The sequence below is a fragment of the Micromonospora sp. CA-240977 genome (assembly GCF_050942285.1).
Classification (GTDB): domain Bacteria; phylum Actinomycetota; class Actinomycetes; order Mycobacteriales; family Micromonosporaceae; genus Micromonospora.
The window spans coordinates 2,834,279-2,854,915 of record NZ_CP192055.1 but is presented as its reverse complement, the minus strand read 5'-3'; the positions used below and the strand labels follow the sequence as shown (position 1 = coordinate 2,854,915).

General features: G+C 68.2%; 20 protein-coding genes and 3 pseudogenes. 11 read left to right on the top strand and 12 right to left on the bottom strand.

What is annotated here, in order from left to right; all coding sequences use genetic code 11:
* Positions 1-104: 104 nt before the first annotated feature.
* The 3 genes and pseudogenes from ACQPWW_RS13225 to ACQPWW_RS13215 all read right to left on the bottom strand — a co-directional run.
* Positions 105-535, bottom strand: a pseudogene (locus tag ACQPWW_RS13225) (integrase core domain-containing protein); the annotation flags it as partial.
* Positions 536-1,062: 527 nt separating this feature from the next.
* On the bottom strand, positions 1,063-1,812 hold the full coding sequence (locus ACQPWW_RS13220; RefSeq protein ID WP_433132480.1) for an SDR family NAD(P)-dependent oxidoreductase: 750 nt from the start codon (positions 1,810-1,812) through the stop codon (positions 1,063-1,065).
* A gap of 343 nt (positions 1,813-2,155) precedes the next feature.
* Complete coding sequence (locus tag ACQPWW_RS13215; protein WP_433132478.1) at positions 2,156-3,370, bottom strand: MFS transporter; 1,215 nt, start codon at positions 3,368-3,370, stop codon at positions 2,156-2,158.
* 215 nt (positions 3,371-3,585) lie between these two features.
* Between ACQPWW_RS13215 and ACQPWW_RS13210 the strand changes: the two genes are divergently transcribed.
* From ACQPWW_RS13210 to ACQPWW_RS13195, 4 genes and pseudogenes are all read left to right on the top strand, one after another.
* Positions 3,586-4,161 (top strand): TetR/AcrR family transcriptional regulator, encoded by a 576-nt coding sequence (locus ACQPWW_RS13210; protein ID WP_433132476.1) that lies wholly within the window; start codon positions 3,586-3,588, stop codon positions 4,159-4,161.
* Between the two features lie 166 nt (positions 4,162-4,327).
* Positions 4,328-4,396 (top strand): annotated as a pseudogene (locus ACQPWW_RS13205) (hypothetical protein); the annotation flags it as partial.
* Between the two features lie 61 nt (positions 4,397-4,457).
* Positions 4,458-4,757: a hypothetical protein gene (locus ACQPWW_RS13200; RefSeq protein ID WP_433132474.1), complete on the top strand. Its 300-nt coding sequence runs from the start codon at positions 4,458-4,460 to the stop codon at positions 4,755-4,757.
* A gap of 57 nt (positions 4,758-4,814) precedes the next feature.
* Positions 4,815-4,994, top strand: coding sequence for a hypothetical protein (locus tag ACQPWW_RS13195; RefSeq protein ID WP_433132472.1), 180 nt, complete (start codon positions 4,815-4,817; stop codon positions 4,992-4,994).
* A 57-nt stretch (positions 4,995-5,051) separates the two neighbouring features.
* Here the strand turns inward: ACQPWW_RS13195 and ACQPWW_RS13190 are convergent, their stop codons facing one another.
* Positions 5,052-5,495 (bottom strand): nitroreductase family deazaflavin-dependent oxidoreductase, encoded by a 444-nt coding sequence (locus tag ACQPWW_RS13190; protein ID WP_433132470.1) that lies wholly within the window; start codon positions 5,493-5,495, stop codon positions 5,052-5,054.
* Positions 5,496-5,689: 194 nt separating this feature from the next.
* On the opposite strand from ACQPWW_RS13190, the gene ACQPWW_RS13185 reads away from it, so the two are divergent.
* Entirely contained in the window at positions 5,690-6,103 is a 414-nt protein-coding gene (locus ACQPWW_RS13185) for a hypothetical protein (protein ID WP_433132468.1), read from the top strand.
* A 124-nt stretch (positions 6,104-6,227) separates the two neighbouring features.
* On the opposite strand, the gene ACQPWW_RS13180 is transcribed toward ACQPWW_RS13185, so the two are convergent.
* The 3 genes from ACQPWW_RS13180 to ACQPWW_RS13170 all read right to left on the bottom strand — a co-directional run bounded on the left by ACQPWW_RS13180 (position 6,228) and on the right by ACQPWW_RS13170 (position 10,544).
* Positions 6,228-8,438, bottom strand: a complete 2,211-nt coding sequence (locus tag ACQPWW_RS13180; protein WP_433132466.1) for a BTAD domain-containing putative transcriptional regulator — start codon at positions 8,436-8,438, stop codon at positions 6,228-6,230.
* A 149-nt stretch (positions 8,439-8,587) separates the two neighbouring features.
* Complete coding sequence (locus ACQPWW_RS13175; protein WP_433132464.1) at positions 8,588-9,169, bottom strand: YncE family protein; 582 nt, start codon at positions 9,167-9,169, stop codon at positions 8,588-8,590.
* A gap of 418 nt (positions 9,170-9,587) precedes the next feature.
* The gene (locus tag ACQPWW_RS13170; protein WP_433132462.1) at positions 9,588-10,544 is read right to left on the bottom strand and encodes an alcohol dehydrogenase catalytic domain-containing protein; all 957 of its coding nucleotides are present in this window, start codon (positions 10,542-10,544) and stop codon (positions 9,588-9,590) included.
* 368 nt (positions 10,545-10,912) lie between these two features.
* Between ACQPWW_RS13170 and ACQPWW_RS13165 the strand changes: the two genes are divergently transcribed.
* Positions 10,913-11,227, top strand: a complete 315-nt coding sequence (locus tag ACQPWW_RS13165) for an alpha/beta hydrolase (RefSeq protein ID WP_433132460.1) — start codon at positions 10,913-10,915, stop codon at positions 11,225-11,227.
* Positions 11,228-11,460: 233 nt separating this feature from the next.
* Here ACQPWW_RS13165 and ACQPWW_RS13160 read toward each other — a convergent pair whose 3' ends face one another.
* Complete coding sequence (locus ACQPWW_RS13160) at positions 11,461-11,664, bottom strand: hypothetical protein (protein ID WP_433132458.1); 204 nt, start codon at positions 11,662-11,664, stop codon at positions 11,461-11,463.
* Between the two features lie 140 nt (positions 11,665-11,804).
* On the opposite strand from ACQPWW_RS13160, the gene ACQPWW_RS13155 reads away from it, so the two are divergent.
* The 5 genes and pseudogenes from ACQPWW_RS13155 to ACQPWW_RS13135 all read left to right on the top strand — a co-directional run bounded on the left by ACQPWW_RS13155 (position 11,805) and on the right by ACQPWW_RS13135 (position 17,234).
* On the top strand, positions 11,805-14,639 hold the full coding sequence (locus tag ACQPWW_RS13155; RefSeq protein WP_433132456.1) for an AfsR/SARP family transcriptional regulator: 2,835 nt from the start codon (positions 11,805-11,807) through the stop codon (positions 14,637-14,639).
* 730 nt (positions 14,640-15,369) lie between these two features.
* On the top strand, positions 15,370-16,014 hold the full coding sequence (locus ACQPWW_RS13150; protein WP_433132454.1) for a transposase family protein: 645 nt from the start codon (positions 15,370-15,372) through the stop codon (positions 16,012-16,014).
* A gap of 28 nt (positions 16,015-16,042) precedes the next feature.
* Positions 16,043-16,393: pseudogene (locus ACQPWW_RS13145) on the top strand (transposase); the annotation flags it as partial.
* A complete protein-coding gene (locus ACQPWW_RS13140; RefSeq protein ID WP_433134335.1) occupies positions 16,388-16,834 on the top strand; it encodes a MarR family winged helix-turn-helix transcriptional regulator in 447 nt (148 codons plus the stop codon). The pseudogene ACQPWW_RS13145 and the gene ACQPWW_RS13140, both read left to right, overlap by 6 nt.
* Before the next feature lie 199 nt (positions 16,835-17,033).
* Positions 17,034-17,234, top strand: coding sequence for a hypothetical protein (locus ACQPWW_RS13135; RefSeq protein ID WP_433134333.1), 201 nt, complete (start codon positions 17,034-17,036; stop codon positions 17,232-17,234).
* Positions 17,235-17,248: 14 nt separating this feature from the next.
* Here ACQPWW_RS13135 and ACQPWW_RS13130 read toward each other — a convergent pair whose 3' ends face one another.
* The 4 genes from ACQPWW_RS13130 to ACQPWW_RS13115 form a co-directional block, all read right to left on the bottom strand.
* Positions 17,249-17,599, bottom strand: coding sequence for a hypothetical protein (locus ACQPWW_RS13130; protein ID WP_433132452.1), 351 nt, complete (start codon positions 17,597-17,599; stop codon positions 17,249-17,251).
* Positions 17,600-17,670: 71 nt separating this feature from the next.
* Positions 17,671-18,318: a response regulator gene (locus ACQPWW_RS13125; protein ID WP_433132450.1), complete on the bottom strand. Its 648-nt coding sequence runs from the start codon at positions 18,316-18,318 to the stop codon at positions 17,671-17,673.
* On the bottom strand, positions 18,315-19,442 hold the full coding sequence (locus ACQPWW_RS13120) for a sensor histidine kinase (protein ID WP_433132448.1): 1,128 nt from the start codon (positions 19,440-19,442) through the stop codon (positions 18,315-18,317). Before ACQPWW_RS13120 ends, ACQPWW_RS13125 begins: the two co-directional genes overlap by 4 nt.
* 38 nt (positions 19,443-19,480) lie before the next feature.
* Positions 19,481-20,452, bottom strand: coding sequence for a DUF418 domain-containing protein (locus ACQPWW_RS13115; RefSeq protein ID WP_433132446.1), 972 nt, complete (start codon positions 20,450-20,452; stop codon positions 19,481-19,483).
* Positions 20,453-20,637: the final 185 nt, after the last annotated feature.

Genomic DNA, 20,637 nt, shown 5'->3' with positions numbered 1-20,637 from the left:
AGCGGCTCCCTGATGCGCAGCAACGACTGGCGCATCGACCTCGCCAACTCCTGCCACCCAACCTTCACGCCGCGGCGCGACCGCCTGTGACTTCGACACAGGCCCTAGATGTTCTGTCCAGAGAGGTTGGGCACGCGGCTGGCGGGTGGGCCGCCGAGTGCGGTGTGGTGCCGGTGATTGTTGTAGGCGTGGAGCCAGGCGGGCAAGGCCGCACGGCGGGCGGTTTCGGAGCGGTAGGGCTTGGCGTAGGCCCATTCGTCGTCATGGTCCGATGGAAACGCTCGACTTTGCCGTCTGTCTGTGGCCGGTAGGGGCGGGTTTTCTTGACGGTGACACCGAGTTGGGTGCAGGTGTCGTGCCAGAGGCGGGACTTGTAGCAAGAGCCGTTGTCGGTCAACACCCGGACGATGGTGATGCCGTGGCCGGTGCACCAGGCGTGGGCGCGTTGCCAGAACGCGGCTGCGGTTTCTTGGCGTTCGTCGGGAAGGATTTCGGTGTAGGCCAGCCTGGAGTGGTCGTGGGAGGCGCAGTAGCCGTATCCGGCCCAGCCGGCCAGGTCCGAGCGTTGGACCGTCGCTCCCAAGCCTTTCGCCCAGCGTGACAGTATCGCTCCGACGCCGCCCGAGGCGCCCTGAACCAGCACGGTTTCCGAAGGCTTTAGCTGGTGCAGCGCGCGCAAACCCATCCACGCAGTCAGGCCGCTGGCCAGGAACGCCGCCGCCTGTTCGGCGCTGATATCGTCCGGCAGCGCGATGAGCCGAAGCCGCGTCGACGAAACGTTATTCGGCGTACGCGCCGGGGCGGCAGAAGTAGCCAGCCCGGTTGCCGGCCGCGAAGCCGAACACGCCAGGGCCGACCACTCAACGACGCCAGCCCTCCCGACGCCGAGCACCGCCGGGAGCGGGAATCCGACGCCGCCGCGGCGGACCATGGCGTCAAAAAGTTGACGCCATGGCCTGCTGCCGCAGCAGCACCTGGCCCCGCGTCCGAACTCGCCCACCTCGGCCTATTCGACGCGCAGGACCGACGGGCCGCCGCGCTCGTGGGTGCGGATGCGGATGGTCAGGCGGACTGCCCCCCGTCCACGTTGAGGGTGGCCCCGGTGATGTAGGACGCGTCCGGTCCGACCAGGAACGCGACGGCGCCGGCGATCTCCTCGGGCCGCCCGTAGCGGCCGAGCGAGGTCAATTTCGTCATGGTTTCGGCCCCTGGTCCCGATGCCGGGTTCATCTCGGTGTCGATGGCGCCGGGCTGCACGACGTTGACAGTGATGTTGCGGGCGCCCAGATCCCGGGACCAGCCACGGGTGTAGGCCGCCACCGCCGCCTTGGACGCCACATAGTCCGCCCCACCGGCAAAGGGCATGGACGCGGCGCCGGTGCTACCGATGGACACGATCCGGCCGCCGTCGGCCATCAGCGGGACCGCCGCGCGTACAGCACTCGCCACGCCCTTGACGTTCACGTCGAGCTGGCGGTGGAAGATGGCCTCGTCCGCGCTCTCGTCGCCGATGTGCCCGGTGATGTACACGCCCGCCGAGTTGACCAGGATATCGAGCCGCCCATAGGTGTCGTGCGCCTTCTGCACCAGCTCCCGCACCTCGACGGTCGACGCCTGATCGGCCCTGACCGCCACAGCCTTCCCGCCCGCCGCCTCGACCTCCTTGACCACCTGGTCAGCTCGTTCCGGGGACGCCGCGTAGCTGAACACGACTTTGGCACCGTCGGCCGCCAGCCGCTTGACGATCGCCGCGCCGATCCCCCGGGACCCACCCGTGACCAGGGCAACCTTGCCTTTCAGGTGCTGAGTCAACTTTCTGCCCTTCGTTCGATTTCCTGCTGACGGAGTAATAGTAACCGATCGGTTCGGTTTGCATTAGTTGACGCTGGTCACATTACGAACCGATCGGTTACTATTGCCGAGGAGGTGCCATGGCACAACGAGGACGGCCGTTGGGCTACGAACCTGACGTCGATGTCCGACCTCACCGAGGCAATGGGCATCAACCGGCGCGCGGCGTACGGCAGCAGGGAGGGCCTGTTCGCGGTCGCCTTGGCCCTCTACGTCGACGGTCCGGGCGCGTTCCATGAGACAGCCCGACATCCAGCAGGCAGAACGGGGGCAGCTCCCCCGGGGGCTGCCGCCGTTTCGGACGTCAGGCTGTCTCACTGGCCACGGCTGGGGCAGGGGCTGAGACCTCCGGCCGGGCCGCGCGCGGCCGGCCGAGTCCTACCAGGGCGACAGCGCTGACCAGGGCGAGGACCGCACCGAGCCACAACGCGCTTCGCAGGCCGGTGTTGTCGACGACGAGCCCTCCCGCGAAGGCACCGGCCCCGATCGACAACTGTGCGATGGAGACGAACGCCGCGGCTGCGCTCTCGAGCTTGTCCGGTGCGGCCGAGAACAGGAACGTCTGCATGGCGATCGGAATGATGCCGAAGGCGAAGCCCCAGGCCACGACGGCGATGATCGCCGGTACCGGGTGACTCCCGGTGATCAGCAGCACCGCCACCGACAGGCCGAGCAGCCCTGCCGCGCTGGCCGTCACCGTGCGTACGGCCTTGCGGGAGCCCCAGCCGCCAGCCATGTTGCCGACGAAACCGGCGATCCCGAAGGCCAGCAGTACCGCGCTGAGCGGTGTCCCGTCGATGTGCGGGAAGTCGTTCAGGAACGGCGTGATGTAGGTATACGCCGCGAAGTGCCCCGCGAAGATCAAGACGGTGGCGATCAGGCCGGCCCGGACGAGAGGCAGTCGCAGGATCGCGGGCATCTCCCGGATCCCGGAACCCGGCTCGGGCGGCATCGAGGGAACCAGAACGAGCAGGGCGCCGACGACCAGGACGGCCAGGGCCGCGGAGGCGAAGAACGCCGAACGCCAGCCTAAGGCGTTACCCAGGAGGGATCCGGCCGGCAGACCGGCGACGGTGCCGAAGGACACGCCCGAGAAGATGATCGACGTGGCGCGGACGCCCTCGGGACCGGGCCGCAGTCGGGGTCCCAGCGAACCTCCGACAGTCCAGAACCCACCCACCCCGATACCCAGCAGGACACGGCCCAGCAGCAGCATCGGAGTGGTCGTCGCGGTGGCGACGAGGATGTTCGACAGGGCGAGCAGACCGAGCAGTGCGCTCAGCACAACGCGTCTGTCGATGCCTCGCGTGAGGGCGATGACTCCCGGCGCCGCACACGCTGCGACCAGACCGGGAACGGTAACCATGAGCCCGGCCGCGCCTTCGCTGACGCCGATGTCGTCGGCGATCATCGGCAGCAGCCCGATCGGCAGAAACTCGGTGGTGACCAGCGCGAAGGCGCCGATGCCGATGGAGGCGACGGCCACCCACGACGCCGGCGCCGAAGCTTTGTCGTGCACAAGAACTCCCTTGGTGGGCATCCGCTAGGCGTGTCTGGCGATGGGGCGGAAGCAACGCCGGTGCGTGGCGTCCCGCTTCGAACAACACACAATGTAACCGAACCGATCGGTTACTATTTCTTGATCCTGGTCACATACGAACCGATCGGTTAGCATTACGGAGGGAGGTTGACATGGCGCAGCGCGGACGACCCCGGGGCTACGACGAGGACAGGGTGCTCGACGTCGCGATGCGACTGTTCTGGGAGCACGGCTATGACGGCACGTCGATATCCGAGCTGACCGCCGCCATGGGGATCAACCGGCGCAGCGTTTACGCGGCGTACGGAAGCAAGGAGGGGCTGTTCAACGCGGCCCTGAAACGCTATCTATCCGGCCCGGGCGCGTTCATCGACCAAGCGCTGAAGCAACCGACGGCGTACGAGGTCGCGGAGACCTACCTGCGCCTGGCCGTGCTGAGCTACACATCACCGGATCTGCCGCCGGGCTGCATGACGCTGCAGGCCGGCCTGACCTGCAGCGCAGAGTCCGGGCCGGTGCAGGTCGAGCTGGCCGAGAAGCGACTGGCCGGCATCGCCCTGCTCGAGCAGCGTTTCCGTCGTGCCGCCGAGGAGGGCGACCTACCCGCCGCCGCCGACCCGGCGGCCCTCGCGAGTTACCTGGTGACCCTCAACCACGGCCTCTCCGTCCAAGCCGGCAGCGGAGCCGGACGGGCTCACCTGGACCGCACGGTCGACCAGGCATTGCTGCTCTGGTCACGACCCGCCGAATCCGGTCGAATTTCCGGTTGAACCGGCGCGCTCGGGCCGCCTCGAAGGGGCCCGGTGGCAGTCGGTGCCGGCTGGATGGCCCTGGCTGCGGCGGCTGGCCGACGCCCTGGACGACGGGCCGGCCGCGTACGGCTTCGGCGACGATCAACGCTGGACCCTTGCCCGGGGGTCGGACCTGACCGCCCGCATGTTCCGCACTCGCTACACCCTGCGCGGCACGTCGTACCTGCTGCACCGCATCGGCTGGTCGGTGCAGGTTCCCGCGCCCCGGTCGGTGCAAAGCGACGAGGCCGCGGTCGGGACGTGGCGGCGGGAGTGTGGCCGGCGGGAAAACGCTAGGGGCGCAGCGCGACGCGTGGGTCTGCTTCGAGGACGAGGCCGGTCAGACGCAGCGCCCGCCGAAGGCCCGCACCTGGGGCCGACGGAGCCAGACCCCACAGATCCGGTTGTCGGGCAAGGGATCCGGGCGGGTCTCGATCGCCGGACTGGCCTGCCACAAACCCGGCCAACGTCCCCGGCTGATCTACCGCACGATCACCTGTCGCGGCCGCAAGAACGGACGGCGCAGCTTCGGCGAACGGGACTACATCAGCCGGCTCGACGCCGCCCACCAGTAACTGCGCGGGCCGATAGTCCTCGTCTCAGACAACCTCAATACCCACATCAGCGCCGTCATGCGTCAGATGATCACCGCCCGAGGCTGGCTACACGTGATCCGCCTGCCCGCCTACGTCCCCGGCCTCAACCCCACCGAGCAGATGTGGTCACACCTCAACCGCAGCATCGGCAACCGCCGCGACCTGCTCGACGGCTTCCTGACCCACACCGGCCTGACCCTCGACGACTCAACCTGACTATTCAAGATCTGTACGCGGATATTCAGGCGGTTCAGGGCGGAGCCAGAGCCACGGTCACGCGCCGTTCGTACGCGTCAGCACGAACACAGGAATCAGCCTCGAGGTCCGCTTCACATACTCGGCGTAGTCGGGCCAGGCCTCTACGGCACGCTTCCACCAGAGCTCACGCTCGTCGTCCGACACCTCGCGAGCCTGATAGAGGTGCTTGTCAACGCCGTCCTGAAGCTCGACCTGCGGATTGGCGCGAACGTTGGAGACCCAGACGGGATTCTTCTCCGCGCCACCCAACGAGCCGACCACGGCGTACTGACCGTCGTGCTCGACCCGCATCAGCGGGGTCTTCCGCAGCTTGCCCGTCCGTGCGCCGACCGACGTCAACACGATGATCGGCTTTCCCTGCAACTCCGCGCCCTCTCGGCCGCCTGACGCCTCGTACAGCTCGACCTGGCGCCTAGCCCAATCCGAGGTGCTCGGTTCGTAGGATCCGGACAGTGGCATGGCTTGTCTCCTTGCGTCGCCTCAAACATCAGCACAAGCCTCGTCCTACCGACTGAATTTACACTGATCGCCTGCTGACGGCCGAATTTTCCGGCCGAAGAACCGTCGCCGCGAACGTGTGAGCGTTCGACCAGCCCAGCCATCGGTGCCGATGCCATGTCGACCGTGCGATCAAGGAACATTTCCTATGAGTCATGCCCGCCAAACCACTTCGCGGCGATGGAGCGCGTTCGACCCAGATGCTTCAAGCGGACCTTCGGCGAAGCCTGCGTTCCGGTGGAGATCAGGAACCCGAGGGCGATCCACGGGCGTTCAAGCCGATCGGCCGGGAGATGTCCGACTCCGGCGCCAGGTGCTCATCATCACCAATCGCTTCCGTCGGCCTGGTCACCTCGACCAACGACAGTTACCTCGCTCGTCAACGCGCTAACGACTTTACCGGGCAGCTCGCGGCAGCCAATGGCATCAACCTGTATCGCTACAAGCTCCCTGAGTCTTGGAACATTGGCCATGACATTGTCGACCCGGCCGGCCTGGGCGCGCATCACGCAGAGCTAGACGACGTCTACTTCGATCTATACGAGGGACGTGCCCCAGATCGCAGGTAACAATTCCTTGGTCCGGCCTGTTCACGTCCGCGTTCTGGCGGCCGTCAACCTTGTCAGGGGCGAGGGTCGGCGCAACTCTCGGGAGCAGCCGCGACCGCACAGCGCCACTATGCGCGCCCGGATGTCATGAAGCAGCATCGGGGTTTGCCCCGAGATTGGGAACAGGCGGCGCCGACAGTATCTCGGCGAGTCCGTCCGCGAGATCGGCGTCGCCATCACGCCTGGCCAGTCCGAGCAACTCACCCAGGGTGAGCTGCTCGGCTTTGAGCCAGGCCGCGGCAGCTTGCGGTGTCGCGAATTCCTCCAGCGCGACGCCCTTGACATGCGGCTGCGCGCCGGGCCCGGACACACCCCTGATCATCTGGAGGGCTCGCAGCGCCGCCAAATAGAAGTGACTCTGGATACGTCGTCGCGCGCTGCCGCGGTCGGTCTCGAGCTCTGTCTCGTTCAGCTCCGCGGCGTAAGCAGCCAATAATGAGTGCCAGGAGTAGCGTCCCGGACGTGGCTCCATGAGCAGGCCGGCACGGGTCAGGTCGGTGAGCAGTTCACGGGCAGCACGGGGCGCGACGCCGGTAAGGCTGGCAGCGGACGGCGCTGTGAATTCGCGTCCTGGGTGTTCGGGAAGAAGACGGAACAGCCGGGCGCTTTCGATGTCAACCAGCTGGTACGACCACGCGAACAGTGCCCGCAGCCCACCGCGCTGTCCATCGGGCTGGAAGCCGTCGAGGATGTGCGGGGCTGTACGCAGATCTGCGGCGATGTCAGCGAGAGCGAAGAACGGGTGGCTCGCCGCCCGGGCACCGATGATCGCCATGGCCGCGGGCAGCCGGCCGCACAGATCGATGATCTCTTCCAGAGCCTTCGGCTCGTTGTCGATGCGATCCGAGCCGAGCTGATGACCGAGCATTGCGGCCAGCATGTCGTGCGATTCGGCGTTCGAGGGAAGCGACAATGTTGTCAGCGCCGTACCTCTGGTCGCGCTCAGGTGCAGCAGCCGCGTCCGGCCGGTGACGATGACGGCCGATTGCGGCGTCCCGGGCAGCAGATCGCTGACCTGATCGCTGTCCCGGGCATTATCCAAAAGGATCAGGACGCTTTTTCCGGCCAGAGCGGAACGGAACAGGGCCGACAGGTCAGTCAGCCTTTCCGGCAGGTCCCGTCCGTCGAATCCCAGTGCGTACAAGAAGCCACGCAGCACATCAGCAGGATCGATCGGAGCCCGGGCTGGCCCAAAGCCCTGCAGGTCGGCGTAGAGCTGACCGTCCGGGTAGCTGGCCGCGACAGTGTGGGCCAGATTCACCGCGAGGGCCGTCTTGCCGCACCCGGGCATTCCATCGAGGCAGACAATGGGTGATCGCGGCACGCCAGTGCTGTTCCGAATCAGCTGACCGACAAGGTGGGCCATCTCGTCCTGACGGCCGGTGAATTGAGGCAAAGCCGGTGGCAGCTGGGCCGGCCGGGGTGCTGTCGGCGACATGGCACGCTTCGCTCCAGCTCCCGATTCTTGCGACGGCGTCTCCAACACAGCGTCGGGCGTATCCGCCGCAGCGGTGAGCTCTTTCTCAGGGGTGGAGGTCTGCACCTTCTGATGCAGGACATTCTCGAAAGCCCGCTGCAACCTCGGGCCGGGGTCGATGCCGAGCTCCTCTCGCAACCGTTGGCGTAGCTCGTGGTAGGAAGCGAGGGCCTCGGCCTGCTTGCCCGTGGCGGCCAGCACGAGAAGCAGCTGAGCGCGCAACGATTCGTCGAGTGGGTGGCGTTGGGTGGACTGCCGGAGAACTGGCTCGGCGATCGCGGCCGCACCGATCCCCAGCGCGAACGCGGAGAACTCGCTAACCATCTCGGTCATTTCGCTGTCGATGGCGGCGAACAGCAATGCACCGGGCCCATACGGCTCGAGGCCGGAGGCACACGGCCCCTTCCAGATCGACCTGGCATGCTTGTATGCATCCACGGCGTCGCCGTTGCGACCCGTTCGCATTGCGTCCAGGCCCCGAGCACGCAGCTCCCTGATCTTGAGCAGGTCAAGGTCCGCGGCGGTCACGGCCAGCCGGTAGCCGCCGGTCGTACGCGCAATCCATCGTCCCGGCTCGCGGGCGGACAGCCCCGGCTCCAGAACGCGCCGCAGGCGACTGATGTGGTGCTGCACCACGTTGGCTGCGGTGCTGGGCGCATCGCCCGGCCACAGCAGGCTTTCTATTTCGGCCAGCACGGAAGGCTGTCCGGCTCGCGCCATGAGCATCGCCAAGATGAGCTGACGCTGCCGGGGCCCGACATCGACCTCGGCACCGTCGCGGAGCACGCGCAACGGTCCCATGAGTTCGAATTGGATCACGCGACACCTCGCGCAGCCGTGCGGCCACAGCCGGCCGGGCCAGACACCGACCGAAAGCACCGAACGTACATGACCCCGGACACAGTCTCAGCGACAGCCCACTCCACTTTGACACGTTAGCAAGGGGGTGCTGATTAACTACTGAATTTTTACTTATTCCGCAGCTTCCCGCGATCGGCAAATAACGATTCGACCAGCGGATACCCGCCAATTACAGGCAACAAATGCGCGTCGAGCAACAGCTCAGTGAGGCGGATGAAGTATTGTTCCTGCACCTTTCGAGGCACCCGCCGGTCGCCGATGCAGCCTGATCGCAGGAGCCCCACCTTGCCGGCACGCTTGTGTGCCGTCCACAGTTCCTTGCCATCGGGCGAGATCGCCTCGTCGGAGGAGAAGACATCATTGAGGCCGGCGATGTGGTCGACTACCCGGCGGGAGGCCACGTCGATGACGGTGATCTCGGGAAGGGTGATGTGGTTGACGTACGCACGCCTGCCGTCCGGGCTCATCACCACCTTCGATGGAATCTGGCCCCCATGCACCTCGGCGATGACCCCGCCGCGCACCGTGTCAACGATTGTGACCGTGTCGCGGCCCCGGTCCGCTACCCAGAACTGCTTGCCGTCGCTGATGAAGCTACCTTCGTGGGCGGCGCGGCCGACATCGGTGTGGTTGACGACCTTGTTGGTGGTCGTGTCTACGATCCCGACGGTGTTGCTCGTGACGCTCACGACCGCTAGCCGGCCCCGGCTGGAGGCCCGAGAGGGCCACGGGCACCTTGGTGCCCCAGGCGCGAGTGACCATCTTTCCCTCACGCACGAGCACCACCGCCGCGGGGCTCGTCCGTTCCTGAGCAACCTCGGAGGGAACCACGGCAACGCCAGTCGCGATGAGGACGGCGGCGAAAACGCCCGCCGCCGCGCGGCGCCGCAGGTTAAGCCCTTCGTACCGCGCACCGCGACGCCCCGCCGCGTGCCCCGACGACAGACGCGCGATGTTCGCGTGGTTCTCCCACCTGCCCGCGTACCAGGCGGACTTCGTCCTGACCCGCCGCCTGCACCCCGGGGTCCAGGACCTGGAGACCTCCCTGAGGGACGCCGCCGCCTGAACGACGGGCGCTCGTCCCTCAGCACCCTGCCCTACCCCGGTTCACCCGATGGTGAGGACCGGAAGTCCATTCAGCCGCCGCGCCGCCATGTCGGTGTGGGCCCGGGCCACCTCGGCGAACGGGTAGCGGGCTGTCTCGAGATCGTCGACGACGTCGTCCCGGATCATCTGGAACAGTTCGGACGACGCCGTCCCTATCGTGACGGCGTTGACGTATTGCGGGGTGCCGCCGCCCATGATCCGCACACCGCGTCGTCGCAACGAGTCCGACAGGTGTGGCGGGCCGGTGACGGCCCCGATGGTGATGATGCTGCCCCCGTCGCGCACGCCGTCGGCCACGGCGTCGAACGTCGCTTCGCCCACGAGGTCGTAGGCGACGTCGACGCCGTCCGGGGCGATGGCACGCAGCTCGTCCCGGAACGCCGGGTCACCGGACCACAGCGCATGATCCGCGCCGGCCTGAACCTTGGCCAGTTTGTCCCTGGATCCGGCGACGCCGACGACGGTCGCGCCGAGGGCTCCGGCCCAGCGCGACAGTATCGCGCCGACGCTGCCGGAAGCCCCCTGGACCAGGACGACCTCGCCCCGATTGAGGCGGTGCAGCGCCCGCAGCCCCATCCAGGCCGTGAAGCCCTTCGCCAGCAACGTCGCGGCGCGTTCGCTCGTGATGTCGGCCGGAAGGCGGATCAGCGACGACACCGAGATCAGTCGTTCGGTCGCGTAGGCGCCCGGCGAGAAGAAGTAGCCGAAGCGGTCACCCACCTCGACACCGGTCACGCCCGGGCCGACCGCCTCGACGACGCCGGCACCCTCCACGCCCGGCACGAGCGGTAGCGGCGTCCCTGTCTCGCCTGCCCGGACCATCGTGTCAAAGTAGTTCACGCCGACGGCCTCCTGGCGGAGCAGAACCTCATCCGGGCCCGGCGCTCCGACCGTCGCGCTCTCGACGCGGAGCGCTGACGGCCCTCCGTACTCGTGAACGCGGATGACGCTTGCCATTGTGCGATTCCTTCCGCCAGCAGTTTCCCTTCTGCACACTACGCCGAAGCGGTGACTGCCGACTGAACAGCGACTGATCGCCAAAAGCGGCCCCGTCTGTGGCGTATTCCATTCGTCGGGGGTCGGGCTGGTCACTGTCGTCGCAGTCATCTGTCGGATGCGCCGGTCATTCTTGCTGGCAACCATCAAAGTGCCGTGTCTGCGGTAAACAGCAGAGGAGAACAAGAATGACGGAACCTGTGAAGCCCGTGCTCGAAGGACCGGCGCAGGCCTTCGCCGACGCCAACGCGGAGCCTCCCTACCCCTTACCAGCTCACGCCTGAGGAAGGAGCGCAAACTTATCGACGGGGTGCAGTCGGAGCCCGCCGTTGAACCTGCCGAAGGTCGACATCACCGACCTCGAGATCGAGGGCGGGCCGACCGGCAAGGTGCGGGTGCGGATCGTCCGTCCCCCGAACTCCGAGGGCCCGCTGCCCGTCGTCCTGTACATGCACGGCCTCGGCAGGGTCTTCGGTGGCCCGCAGACCCACGACCGGTTGGTCCGTGAACACGCCCTCGGCGTGAATGCCGCTGTGGTGTTCCCGGACTGCGACCTGGCACCCGAGGCGAAGTACCCGACCCAGACCGAGCAGGCCTGCCTCCGTCGCCTGGACGTTCGGAATCCCGGACGCGGCATTGCGTGACCTGCGACGGACTCTCCGGTCGGCAGTCGCCTCGCCGCAGGCTGACAGGGCCGACCACCCGGCGGTCGCCGGCAGCTGGGGCCGTCGTGCTTGGCTCCCCGGGAGATCCCGGCTCTCACCTTGTTGGCCATGGCCCAGACGTGGGTCGACCCCCTGGCCGGTGCGCCTGCCATGCGGCATTACCTTCCCGACCTCGCCACCGGACTCGGTGAGCTGATGCTGTCCGACGGAGATCAGCAACGTTGCGAGCCGGCGGAATTGTCGTGCGCGTCCCGCACCAGCGCCTGGCCCTCGGCCGTCGAGGCCGTGTCCGCCCAGATGGCCGCTGCGGTGCCACCCGCCACCTCGACGTCCTCGACCATTCCGCGGTCGGCGGAGGCCGCGTAACTCTCCGTTGCCGCGTTCTTCGACCATTGCTCGACAGCCGAAAACCCCATCGCCGCGCGGGCTATTTCCGAGCGTGTCGCCCGTCATCTCTCGGGGTTCCACCTACACAACCGAGACGAGCTGTCAGCGGCATGCGCGCTATCTTTGCTCGGCGTCGTGGGCGTGGACGGTTGGACGGGAGGGGGTAACCATGACGGGTGAAAACAGCAACGATCTCCGATTCGCCCTCCTGGGTCCCGTGCGTGCCTGGCGCGGCTCAACCGAGTTGTCTCTGGGCGCCAAGCACCCGCGACTGATTTTGGCGCTACTGCTGGCCCGCACCGGCGGCCTGGCGGAAGTCCCCGAGCTCGTCGACCTGCTCTGGCGCGACGAACCACCCCCGACCGCCGTCAACATGGTCCACCGCTATGTTGGCATGCTGCGTCGCGTCCTCGAACCCGACCTACCCGCACGCTCCGGCGGCCGGTGGCTGTTGCGTGACGTCGGCGGATACCGCCTCGTGTCCGCCGGCAGTGACAGCGATCTCGTCGCCTTCCGCAGGTGGACCACCGAGGCCCGCAGGCTCGCCGAAACCGGCGAGGACATGGTGGCCCTGAAGCAGTTTGTTGCCGCCCTGAGCCTGTGGCATGGGCGCTGCGCCGCCGGCCTCGGGCCCGCCGTCGCCTCGCACCCCGATTTCGTTGCCATCGAACGCGAACACATAACAGCGGTACGCGACGCTGCAACCGCCGCCCTGCGCCTGGGTGAGGCCACGCTCATCCTGCCCTTCATCGAGGATGCCGCCGTTCGCAACCCTCTGGACGAGGCGCTCCAGGCCCAACTCCTGCTGCTGCTCGCCGCCAGCGGCAACCACAGCGAAGCCATCTCCCGCTACGGCCACATCCGTACGCAGCTGGCTGACGAACTCGGCGTTGACCCCGGCCCCACACTCCAGACGGCCTACCTGGGCATCCTCAACCAGGGCCGTGAACCCGCTGCGGTGAACGAGCTGCCGGCCGAGGCACCGCGGGCCGCCGTGGCTGTCCAGCCCGCACAACTCCCATCCGACCTGCCCGTCTTCGTGGGCCGCGCCGACCTGATCGACGAAGGGCTCACCCTGCTCAGCGGCAACCACTCGGCCGTACCGATTTTGGCCTTCGACGGCATGCCCGGGGTCGGCAAGACCACTCTCGCCATCCACCTGGCACACCGGCTGGCGGCCCGGTTCCCCGAGGGGCAGCTCTACGCCGACCTGCGGGGTTTCGACCCCGTCGGCCGCATTGCGGAACCGGCTGACATCCTGCAGAACTTCCTCAGCGCCCTCGGTGTCAGTCCGGAAGGCATCCCCGCGTCGCTCGATGGTCGAGCAGCCCTGTTTCGCAGCGCGGTCGCCAGCCGGCGACTACTCATCGTGCTGGACAACGCGCGCGACGTCGAACAGGTGCGGCCGCTACTGCCCGGAACGGCGCTCAATGCCGTCCTGGTGACCAGCCGGAGCCGACTCGGCGGACTCGCCACGTCCTTCGGCGCCAATCTCCGGAGCCTCGACGTGCTCTCCGAGCAGGAGGCGCGGGACTGCTTCACCGAGCGGGTCGGCCCGGTACGCGCGTCCGCCGAGCCGGAAGCTCTCGATCACATCATCCAGCGGTGCGGTCGCCTTCCGCTGGCGCTCGCTGTCGTAGCCGCTCGCGTCGCCGCGCTCGACGACCAGTCACTCCGCGACATTGCCACCGACCTGTGGTCCGGCGGCCAGCGCCTGGACGCGTTCAGCGACGACGGGCTCGACCACGACGTACGAGATGTGTTCACCTGGTCGTACCGCCTGTTGAATGCCGGAGCCGCACGGATGCTCCGTCTCCTGCCACTGCATCCCGGCGCCGACATCACCGCCGAGGTGGCCGCGAGCCTCGCCGGCATCCCCCGGGCGGAGGCCCGCTCCCACCTCGGCGCGTTGGTACGTACCCGTCTGCTCAACCGATATCGCCCGAACAGATACCGGTTGCACGACCTGGTCCGCGCCTTCGCCGCCGAACTGGGAGACACCCACCTCACACCGGGCGAGCAGGACGAGGCCCGGCTACGTATCGAGGACCACTACCTGCACACCACCTACGCTGCTGTCAGGCGCTTCCGTCCCGGCTTCGCGGAGGTGGAGGTGGGCCCTCCCCACGCCGGTGTGACTCCCGAAGAACTCACCGATCGTTTCGACGCATCGGCCTGGTTCGCGGATGAACACGTCACTATCCGGGAAATCATCGCGTACGCGGGCCAGCGCGCCGATGTGAGGACGTGCTGGAAGCTTGCACTGCTCGCCAAGGACGTATATCAGCAGAGCGGTCTGTGGCGGGACTGGTCGATCACGGCAGGCATGGCCGTCGAGGCCGCCACCCGAGCCAGTGACATCACCGGGTTGGCGCAGAGCCATCGCAGCCTGGCCGGCGCACGGCACTTCCTCGGTGACGACGAGGGCCGGTCTCATCACCTTGAGATCGCAGCGGACCTGTTTCAGCAGTCCGACGACGCGATCGGACGGGCAGAGGTGCTGATGAACCTCGGCTGGGTCGCGCAGACCCAGGGCGACCACAACACCGCCATCGCCCTGTTGCACGAGGCTCTCGACGTCTTTGTGGACAAGGGGATGCTGGAGCACGAGACCAACGTGCTGACCATGATCGCCGAACACCACCTGATCACCGGAGACCTCGAGCGAAGTTGGGCCACCGCGATGGTGGCCGCACGTAAAGGGCGTGAGCGCGGCGACGTGCGTCACGAGGATAGGGCCATGACCACCATCAGCCGGATCCTCTCCCAACGTGGCCACTTCGCCGCCGCAGTCAGCCTGGGCATGTACTACGTCGAGGCCCACCTGCGGGAGGGTCAGGTTCACAATGCGGCCATGTGTTTGATCGACGTCGGACAAACTCTGCAAGCTGCCGGTGAGGTCGCCGACGCCTACCGCCTATGGGAGAGAGCCACGAGCATCTCCGACGACGAGATCCTGTCGCGGTGGAGAAAGTCCCGGCTGTCGTCCGAACTGGCACCCTGACGACAGCCGGTACTTCGGACCGACGGCATCCAATGAGGCACCACGTAAACGGTCAGTCCTTGCCGGGACGGGGTCTCACTGGGCGTTTAATCTTGTTTGCGTGGGATCAGCGGCATTCGGCCCGCCGGCTGCCGGGCCAGTAGAGCCGACGACTCACGGCTATCGGCACTATTTGCCTGACTGATGTCGCAACGATTGCCAGTTGGGTGCCCGTTGAGCGATGTTCAAGGCGCCACTCGATCGCAGGCTGAGCAGCCCGTGATACTCGGGGCCCTCGTACACGTACTCCTACAGCGTGCGTCCGGGATGCGGCACGCGCAGCTCGCGGGGCTGGCTGCGGCAGTTCCAGACGTGGACTTTGCCGGACGAGCTGACGGTGTAGGGGTGCGACTCCGAGGTGAGGGCCGCCTGTTCCTGATCTTCCCCGGGCGAGCACTTCCTCGTCCTCGCGCAGAGCGCGGGCGTAGGAGTCCGTGGGCCTGGTCGCAGCGGGGACAGCAATAGCGGATGCCATGCGTACGCGTGTGTAGGTCGCCGGCAGCCGGTCGGGGCTGCCGGCCGGGCGCCCACCCCCGCTGCTAAGCCCTACGATCCGAAACCGCCCGACGAGCGGCCCTACCCACCTGGCTCCACACCTACAACAATCACCGGCACCACACCGCACTCGGCGGCCCACCCGCCAGCCGCGTCCCCAACCTCTTTGGACAGAACACCTAAGACAACAGGGCTGATGAACACCTTGGCGACGGCCACGGATCCCCGCAACCCACGTGGGGTGCGGTACCCGCTGTCCGGTCTCCTCGCGGTCGCGGTGTGCGCGGTCCTGGCCGGAGCGTCGTCGTTCGCCGCGATCACCGACTGGCTGCACGATCTGGACGAGCAGGCCCGCGACCGGCTCGGCTTCACCAGCGTTTTGCCGGCGGGCACGACGGTGTGGCGGCTGCTGATCCGCCTGGACGGCGGGCTGCTGTCCACCGTTCCCGCCGGCTGGCTCAAGGCCCGGGCTGCGCGTTCGCTCTCGGAAGGTCGACGCGCTGGTCGTTCTCGACGAGCATCGCGACGATCTGCGCGGGAGCCATGCCCACCATGTCCGGCCGGACGAGGCAGGGCACGGTCTGCGGCTGGCCCCTCGGGCCACTCGCCGACTTCGAGCGCCTCGGCGGCGGCTGCGGCCCGGCGGTGGCCGGCGACGATCCGGTGGCCGTCGTCCTCGGGACAACGGTCAGCGCCTGCAGAACGCCGCTGGCGGCGATCGAGTCGCGCAGCTCGGTCAGGTTGCCGAGGTTGCTCGGGTGCGCGACCAGCTTCCGCGGGTCAAGCTGGGCCGGGTACGGCGCGTGTGGCGACAGTAAGAGTTCCTAACACAATGGGGTGACTTGCGGTGTTTGGGTGTGCGCGGTTTCATGATCGGCCGTTGTCAGTGTGTGAGACGTGGTGAGCGTCCGCCGTGGATCGTGCCGGACGAGTTGTGGCGGCGGGTCGAGCCGTTGCTGCCGGTCAAGCCGCGCCGGTATCGGAGTCCGGGTCGGAGCCGGTTGCCGGATCGGCAGGTGTTGTGCGGGATCCTGTTCGTGCTGCATACCGGTATCCAGTGGGAGTTCCTACCCCAGGAACTCGGGTTCGGGTCAGGGATGACCTGCTGGCGGCGCCTCGAGGAGTGGAACGCCGCCGGGGTGTGGCAGCGGCTGCACGAGCTGCTCCTGGCCGAGCTTCACGCCGCCGGACGGTTGGACTGGTCGCGGGCGGTCGTGGACTCCTACTCGCTGACCGAGGCACGTGTCCTCTTCGAACTGGCCCAGGTCGAAACGATCGAAGTGGTCGACCTACGGCGCATCCTGGACCTCGACCCGGGTTACCTGAGCCGCGTGCTCAGCCGGTTCGAGCGGGAGCGGCTGGTCACCCGGTCCCGATCCACGACCGACGCCCGGCGCCAGGTCGTGGCGCTGACCGACGCGGGCCGGGCGACGCAGGCCGACCTCGACGCTCGCTCGGCGGTAAGCGTGGGCAACCTGCTCGACCCGGTGCCGGACGGCGGACGTCGCCGGCTGCTCGGCGCGATGGCGGCGATCCAAGAGGTCCTTTCGCCAGGCCCCGCCCCCACCCACGGCCTCATCGTGCTGCGGCAGCCGGTCCCCGGCGACCTCGGCTGGATCGTGCGCCGTCACGGCGAGCTCTACGCGCTGAGCCAGGGCTAAGACACCACCTTCGAAGCACTGGTCGCCCGGATCGTCGCCGACTTCGGTGCCGGCCACGACCCGACCCACGAGGCACTCTGGATCGCCGAACACGACGGTGTGCCGGTCGGCTCGGTGATGTGCGGCCGCGCCGGCGAGCAGACCGCCCGGCTACGCGTGCTCCTGGTCGAGCCATCGACGCGCGGGATTCGGCACGCGACTGGTCGAGGAATGCCTACGGATCGCCCGACGCGCCGGATACGCCCGGATGGTGCTGTCGACCTTCAGCGCGATGGTCGAGGCGCGGCGGATCTACACACGGGCGGGCTTCACGATCGTCAACTCCGCGCCGGTGACCGCGTTCGGCGCGGAGTTGACCGACGAAGAATGGTCCCTCGATCTCACAGCGGTCGAGGCTTGATCCAGGGCTCGTTGCTACCCGAGACGGATGACGAACGGCATCTGAGGTCGTCTACGGCGAGCAGCCGCATACCGACGAGACTTGGTGCGAAGCCCGCCATCGGGGTCAGCCGCACCGGTCGACAGGTCCAGTTCGCCGACCTCAACGGTGACGGGCGCGCCGACTACCTCGCCGTCGATCCGTTCACCGGCAGCGTCAGCAGCTGGCTCAACAACTCCGCCTTTTTCGGCGGTGACCGGTGGATCGACCGTGGCGTGATCGCGTCCGGCACGCGACAACTCGGCCGAACGCGGCCTCGTCGCGTCCAGCACCGGCACCGGCGTCCGGCTCTCCTGACCGGCCGACTCCACGACCGCGGCCGACACGCCATCACCCACCACGGAGCGGGTCCGGTGCCAAGCAGGATGGCCGGGCCCGCCATGGGCACGACCGCCGGTCAGGTCTCGGTGATCAGTCGGTGCTCCCAGGCCCAGGCGGCGATCTCGGTGCGGTTGCGCAGCCGCAGCTTGTCCTGGATGTTGGCCACGTGTGCCTTCACCGTGCTGAGCGAGACGAACAGTTCCTGCGCGATCTCCCGGTTGGTGCGACCGCGGGCGAGAAGTTTGACGAGTTCGGTCTCCCGCTCGGTCAACGGCGTGCGGGGCGCCCCTGATGTGGTCGACCCGAACTGCTTCAGCAGCCGCATCGTGATCGACGGGGAGACCATCGCGTCGCCGGCGTGGGCCGCCCGCACCGCCTCGGCGAGCAGGGCGGGCCCGGAGTCCTTGAGGATGAAGCCCACTGCTCCGGCACGCAGCGCGCGGTGCACGTACTCGTCAAGGTCGAAGGTCGTGATGATCACGACTCGCGGTGGGCGCAGCCCGCCGCGATCGACGAGGGCGCGTGTCACGTCGATGCCGTCCAATCGGGGCATCTGGATGTCGACCAGGCAGACGTCGGGGTGGAGTTCGCGGGCGAGGGTGATCGCTTCCGGCCCGTCGGCGGCCTCTCCGACGACGGTGATGTCCTCCTGGCTCTCCAGCAGGAGCCGTAGACCGCGCCGCACGATGGCCTGGTCCTCTGCGATGAGCACCCGGATGGTCATGTCGATCCCGGGGTGGGCAGGGTCGCCTCGACGGTCCAGCCCTTCGACGCGCTCGGACCGGCGCTCAGTCGACCGCCCAGGGCGGACGCCCGTTCGCGCATCCCCACCAGGCCGTGGCCGTCGCGGCCGGCAGCGGAGCGCCGACGTCCGTCGTCGGCAACGCTCAGCCGCACCGTCCGCTGGTCGTGGGCCAGGGTCACGACGGCGGTGCGGGCGCCGCGCGCGTGCTGGGCCACGTTGGTCAGGGCCTCCTGCACGATGCGGTAGACGCCGATGGTGGTCTCCGGTGGCCAGCCAGGGGGAATGGGGCCGTCGGGCAGGTCGAGCCGCGCGCGGATGCCGGTCGCGCGAAAGCGGTCGACGAGGTCGGCCAGCGAGAGCGTCATCGGCTCGTCGTCGCGCAACAGCCGCACCACCTGACGTAGCGAATCCAGGGCCTGAGCGCCAGCTGTCTCGATGTCGACCAGGGAGTCGCGGATCCGTGGCGGGGCGGCCTCGGCGTCGAGCTTCGCGACCTGGGTCTGGATGATCAGGCCGGTCAAGTGGTGGGCCGCGACGTCGTGCAGGTCACGGGCCAGGGCCAGGCGCTCGGCGCGCCGTACCCGGTCGATCGTCGCCCGGCCGCGCGCGTCGGCGACCCTCAGCCAGACACCGACCATGACCGCCGACGCCCATCCGGTCACCGCGATGAGGGTGGCCGTCCGCGCGTTGGGGATGCCCTGCTCCAGGTAGGTCGCGTAGCGCTCGACCGTGCCGACGGCGACCAACCCCGCCCCGGCGGCGACCGCGACCGCACCGACGGCGCCGGGCAGGGACCGCACCGCCGACGCGACCACCGCCAACAGTGCCAGAAACGCGATCGGTGCCGGCTGGCCGTGCCGGCCGGTCTGCCAGTCGATGAGCTCGGCGGCCCCGCACAGCACGATCGCGGTCGCCGCCGAGCTGCCGGGGAACCTTCGCCGCAGCAGTGCGGCCGCACACACCGCCGCGGTGATCGCAACGAGCGCCACCCCCACCGGCCAGCCCGGCCGGTGGCTCAGCACGACCGTCACCTCCAGGGCGAACCCGGCGGCGAGCAGCAGCCCGAACGCCGTGTCGCGCAGCCCGCGTGGTGTGCCGACCATGAGACTCCTCGTGCGTGATCCGAGAGGGCGCTCAGGCGTCACGCGCGTCGCAGCGGCTGCCAGCGCCACCAGGTCACGCACCGCCACAGCCACTCGGCCGGGCCCTGACGGTACCGGCGTAGCCACCATACCGACCAGAGCCACTGCGGCAGCAGGACCGCCAGGGCGACGGCGATCACCGCACCGGTCGACCAGCGGTCCGAGCCGCCGATCACGCCCGAGATCACCAGCACCAGCACCGTCGCCGTCAGGTAGTTCGTCAGCGCCATCCGCCCCAACGGGCGGAACACGGCGGTCAACGCCGCAGCCAGCCGTGTCCGCAGCAGCCACACCATCACGCACACGTACGCGCCCGCGGTCAGCAACCCCGCCGCCGGATAGGCGATGCGGAACACCGTGCCGTCCGGGTTCGAGGCGCCCGCCCGAACCTGGACAATCGTCGCGGGCACGGCGGCAAGAGCGAAAACCACAGCCCAGACCGCAGGGGTACGGGTGACAGTGTCGAGCTTTGCGACGATCCCGTACCGGGTCAACGCCGAGCCGAGCAGGAACAGCCCGGGGATCGTCGAGTACCAGCCGCCGAACACGATCACCGACAGCACGAGCAGCGCCACGGCGCCGAACGCCACCACTCGTCGTGGCAGCCAGGTGCTGGGCAGCAGGACCAGCAGTCCCACCGACGCGTACACGGTGAGGATGTCGCCCTTCCACAACACCAGCAGGTGGACCAGCCCCACGGCGAGCAGCGCCAGCAGCCTGCGCAACAGCACCACGCGTGGCCGCTGGACCCGGACCTGCACCGACTCGAGGAGCAGCGCGAAACCGACCCCGAAAAGCACCGAGAAGATCGGGAAGAACCGCTGGTCGACCAGCAGGTGCAGCACCGTCGCCGCGGTCGTCTCCGGCAGATGCGCGGCGGCGAGCCCGCCCCCGCGGTGCGCGATGGGCTTCACGTTCGCCAGCAGGATGCCGCAGAGCGCGAACCCCCGCAGGACATCGAGCGCGACCACCCGCGTTCGCGCCGGAGTCTCGGCAAACCGAGGCTCACTGTCGTCGATAAGGTCAGCGTCTTTCGAACCGTGCCACGTCATGCGCCACAGCCTGTCGAAGCAGCTGCGCCGGCCCCTCGGCCATTAGTCCACGCCGACCCGTGAGGCGTTGTACTTTCGGCCAATTCGACCCGGCGACCAGTGGC

Excerpts from the sequence above, each read along its gene's own strand:
- ACQPWW_RS13160 (WP_433132458.1), bottom strand. The coding sequence starts at position 11,664 with ATGGGGTTTTCGGCTGTCGAGCAATGGTCGAAGAACGCGGCAACGGAG.
- ACQPWW_RS13155 (WP_433132456.1), top strand. The coding sequence starts at position 11,805 with ATGACGGGTGAAAACAGCAACGATCTCCGATTCGCCCTCCTGGGTCCC.
- ACQPWW_RS13185 (WP_433132468.1), top strand. The coding sequence starts at position 5,690 with ATGCCCGCCAAACCACTTCGCGGCGATGGAGCGCGTTCGACCCAGATG.
- ACQPWW_RS13120 (WP_433132448.1), bottom strand. The coding sequence starts at position 19,442 with ATGGTCGGCACACCACGCGGGCTGCGCGACACGGCGTTCGGGCTGCTG.
- ACQPWW_RS13150 (WP_433132454.1), top strand. The coding sequence starts at position 15,370 with ATGAACACCTTGGCGACGGCCACGGATCCCCGCAACCCACGTGGGGTG.
- ACQPWW_RS13170 (WP_433132462.1), bottom strand. The coding sequence starts at position 10,544 with ATGGCAAGCGTCATCCGCGTTCACGAGTACGGAGGGCCGTCAGCGCTC.
- ACQPWW_RS13195 (WP_433132472.1), top strand. The coding sequence starts at position 4,815 with ATGCGTCAGATGATCACCGCCCGAGGCTGGCTACACGTGATCCGCCTG.
- ACQPWW_RS13190 (WP_433132470.1), bottom strand. The coding sequence starts at position 5,495 with ATGCCACTGTCCGGATCCTACGAACCGAGCACCTCGGATTGGGCTAGG.
- ACQPWW_RS13125 (WP_433132450.1), bottom strand. The coding sequence starts at position 18,318 with ATGACCATCCGGGTGCTCATCGCAGAGGACCAGGCCATCGTGCGGCGC.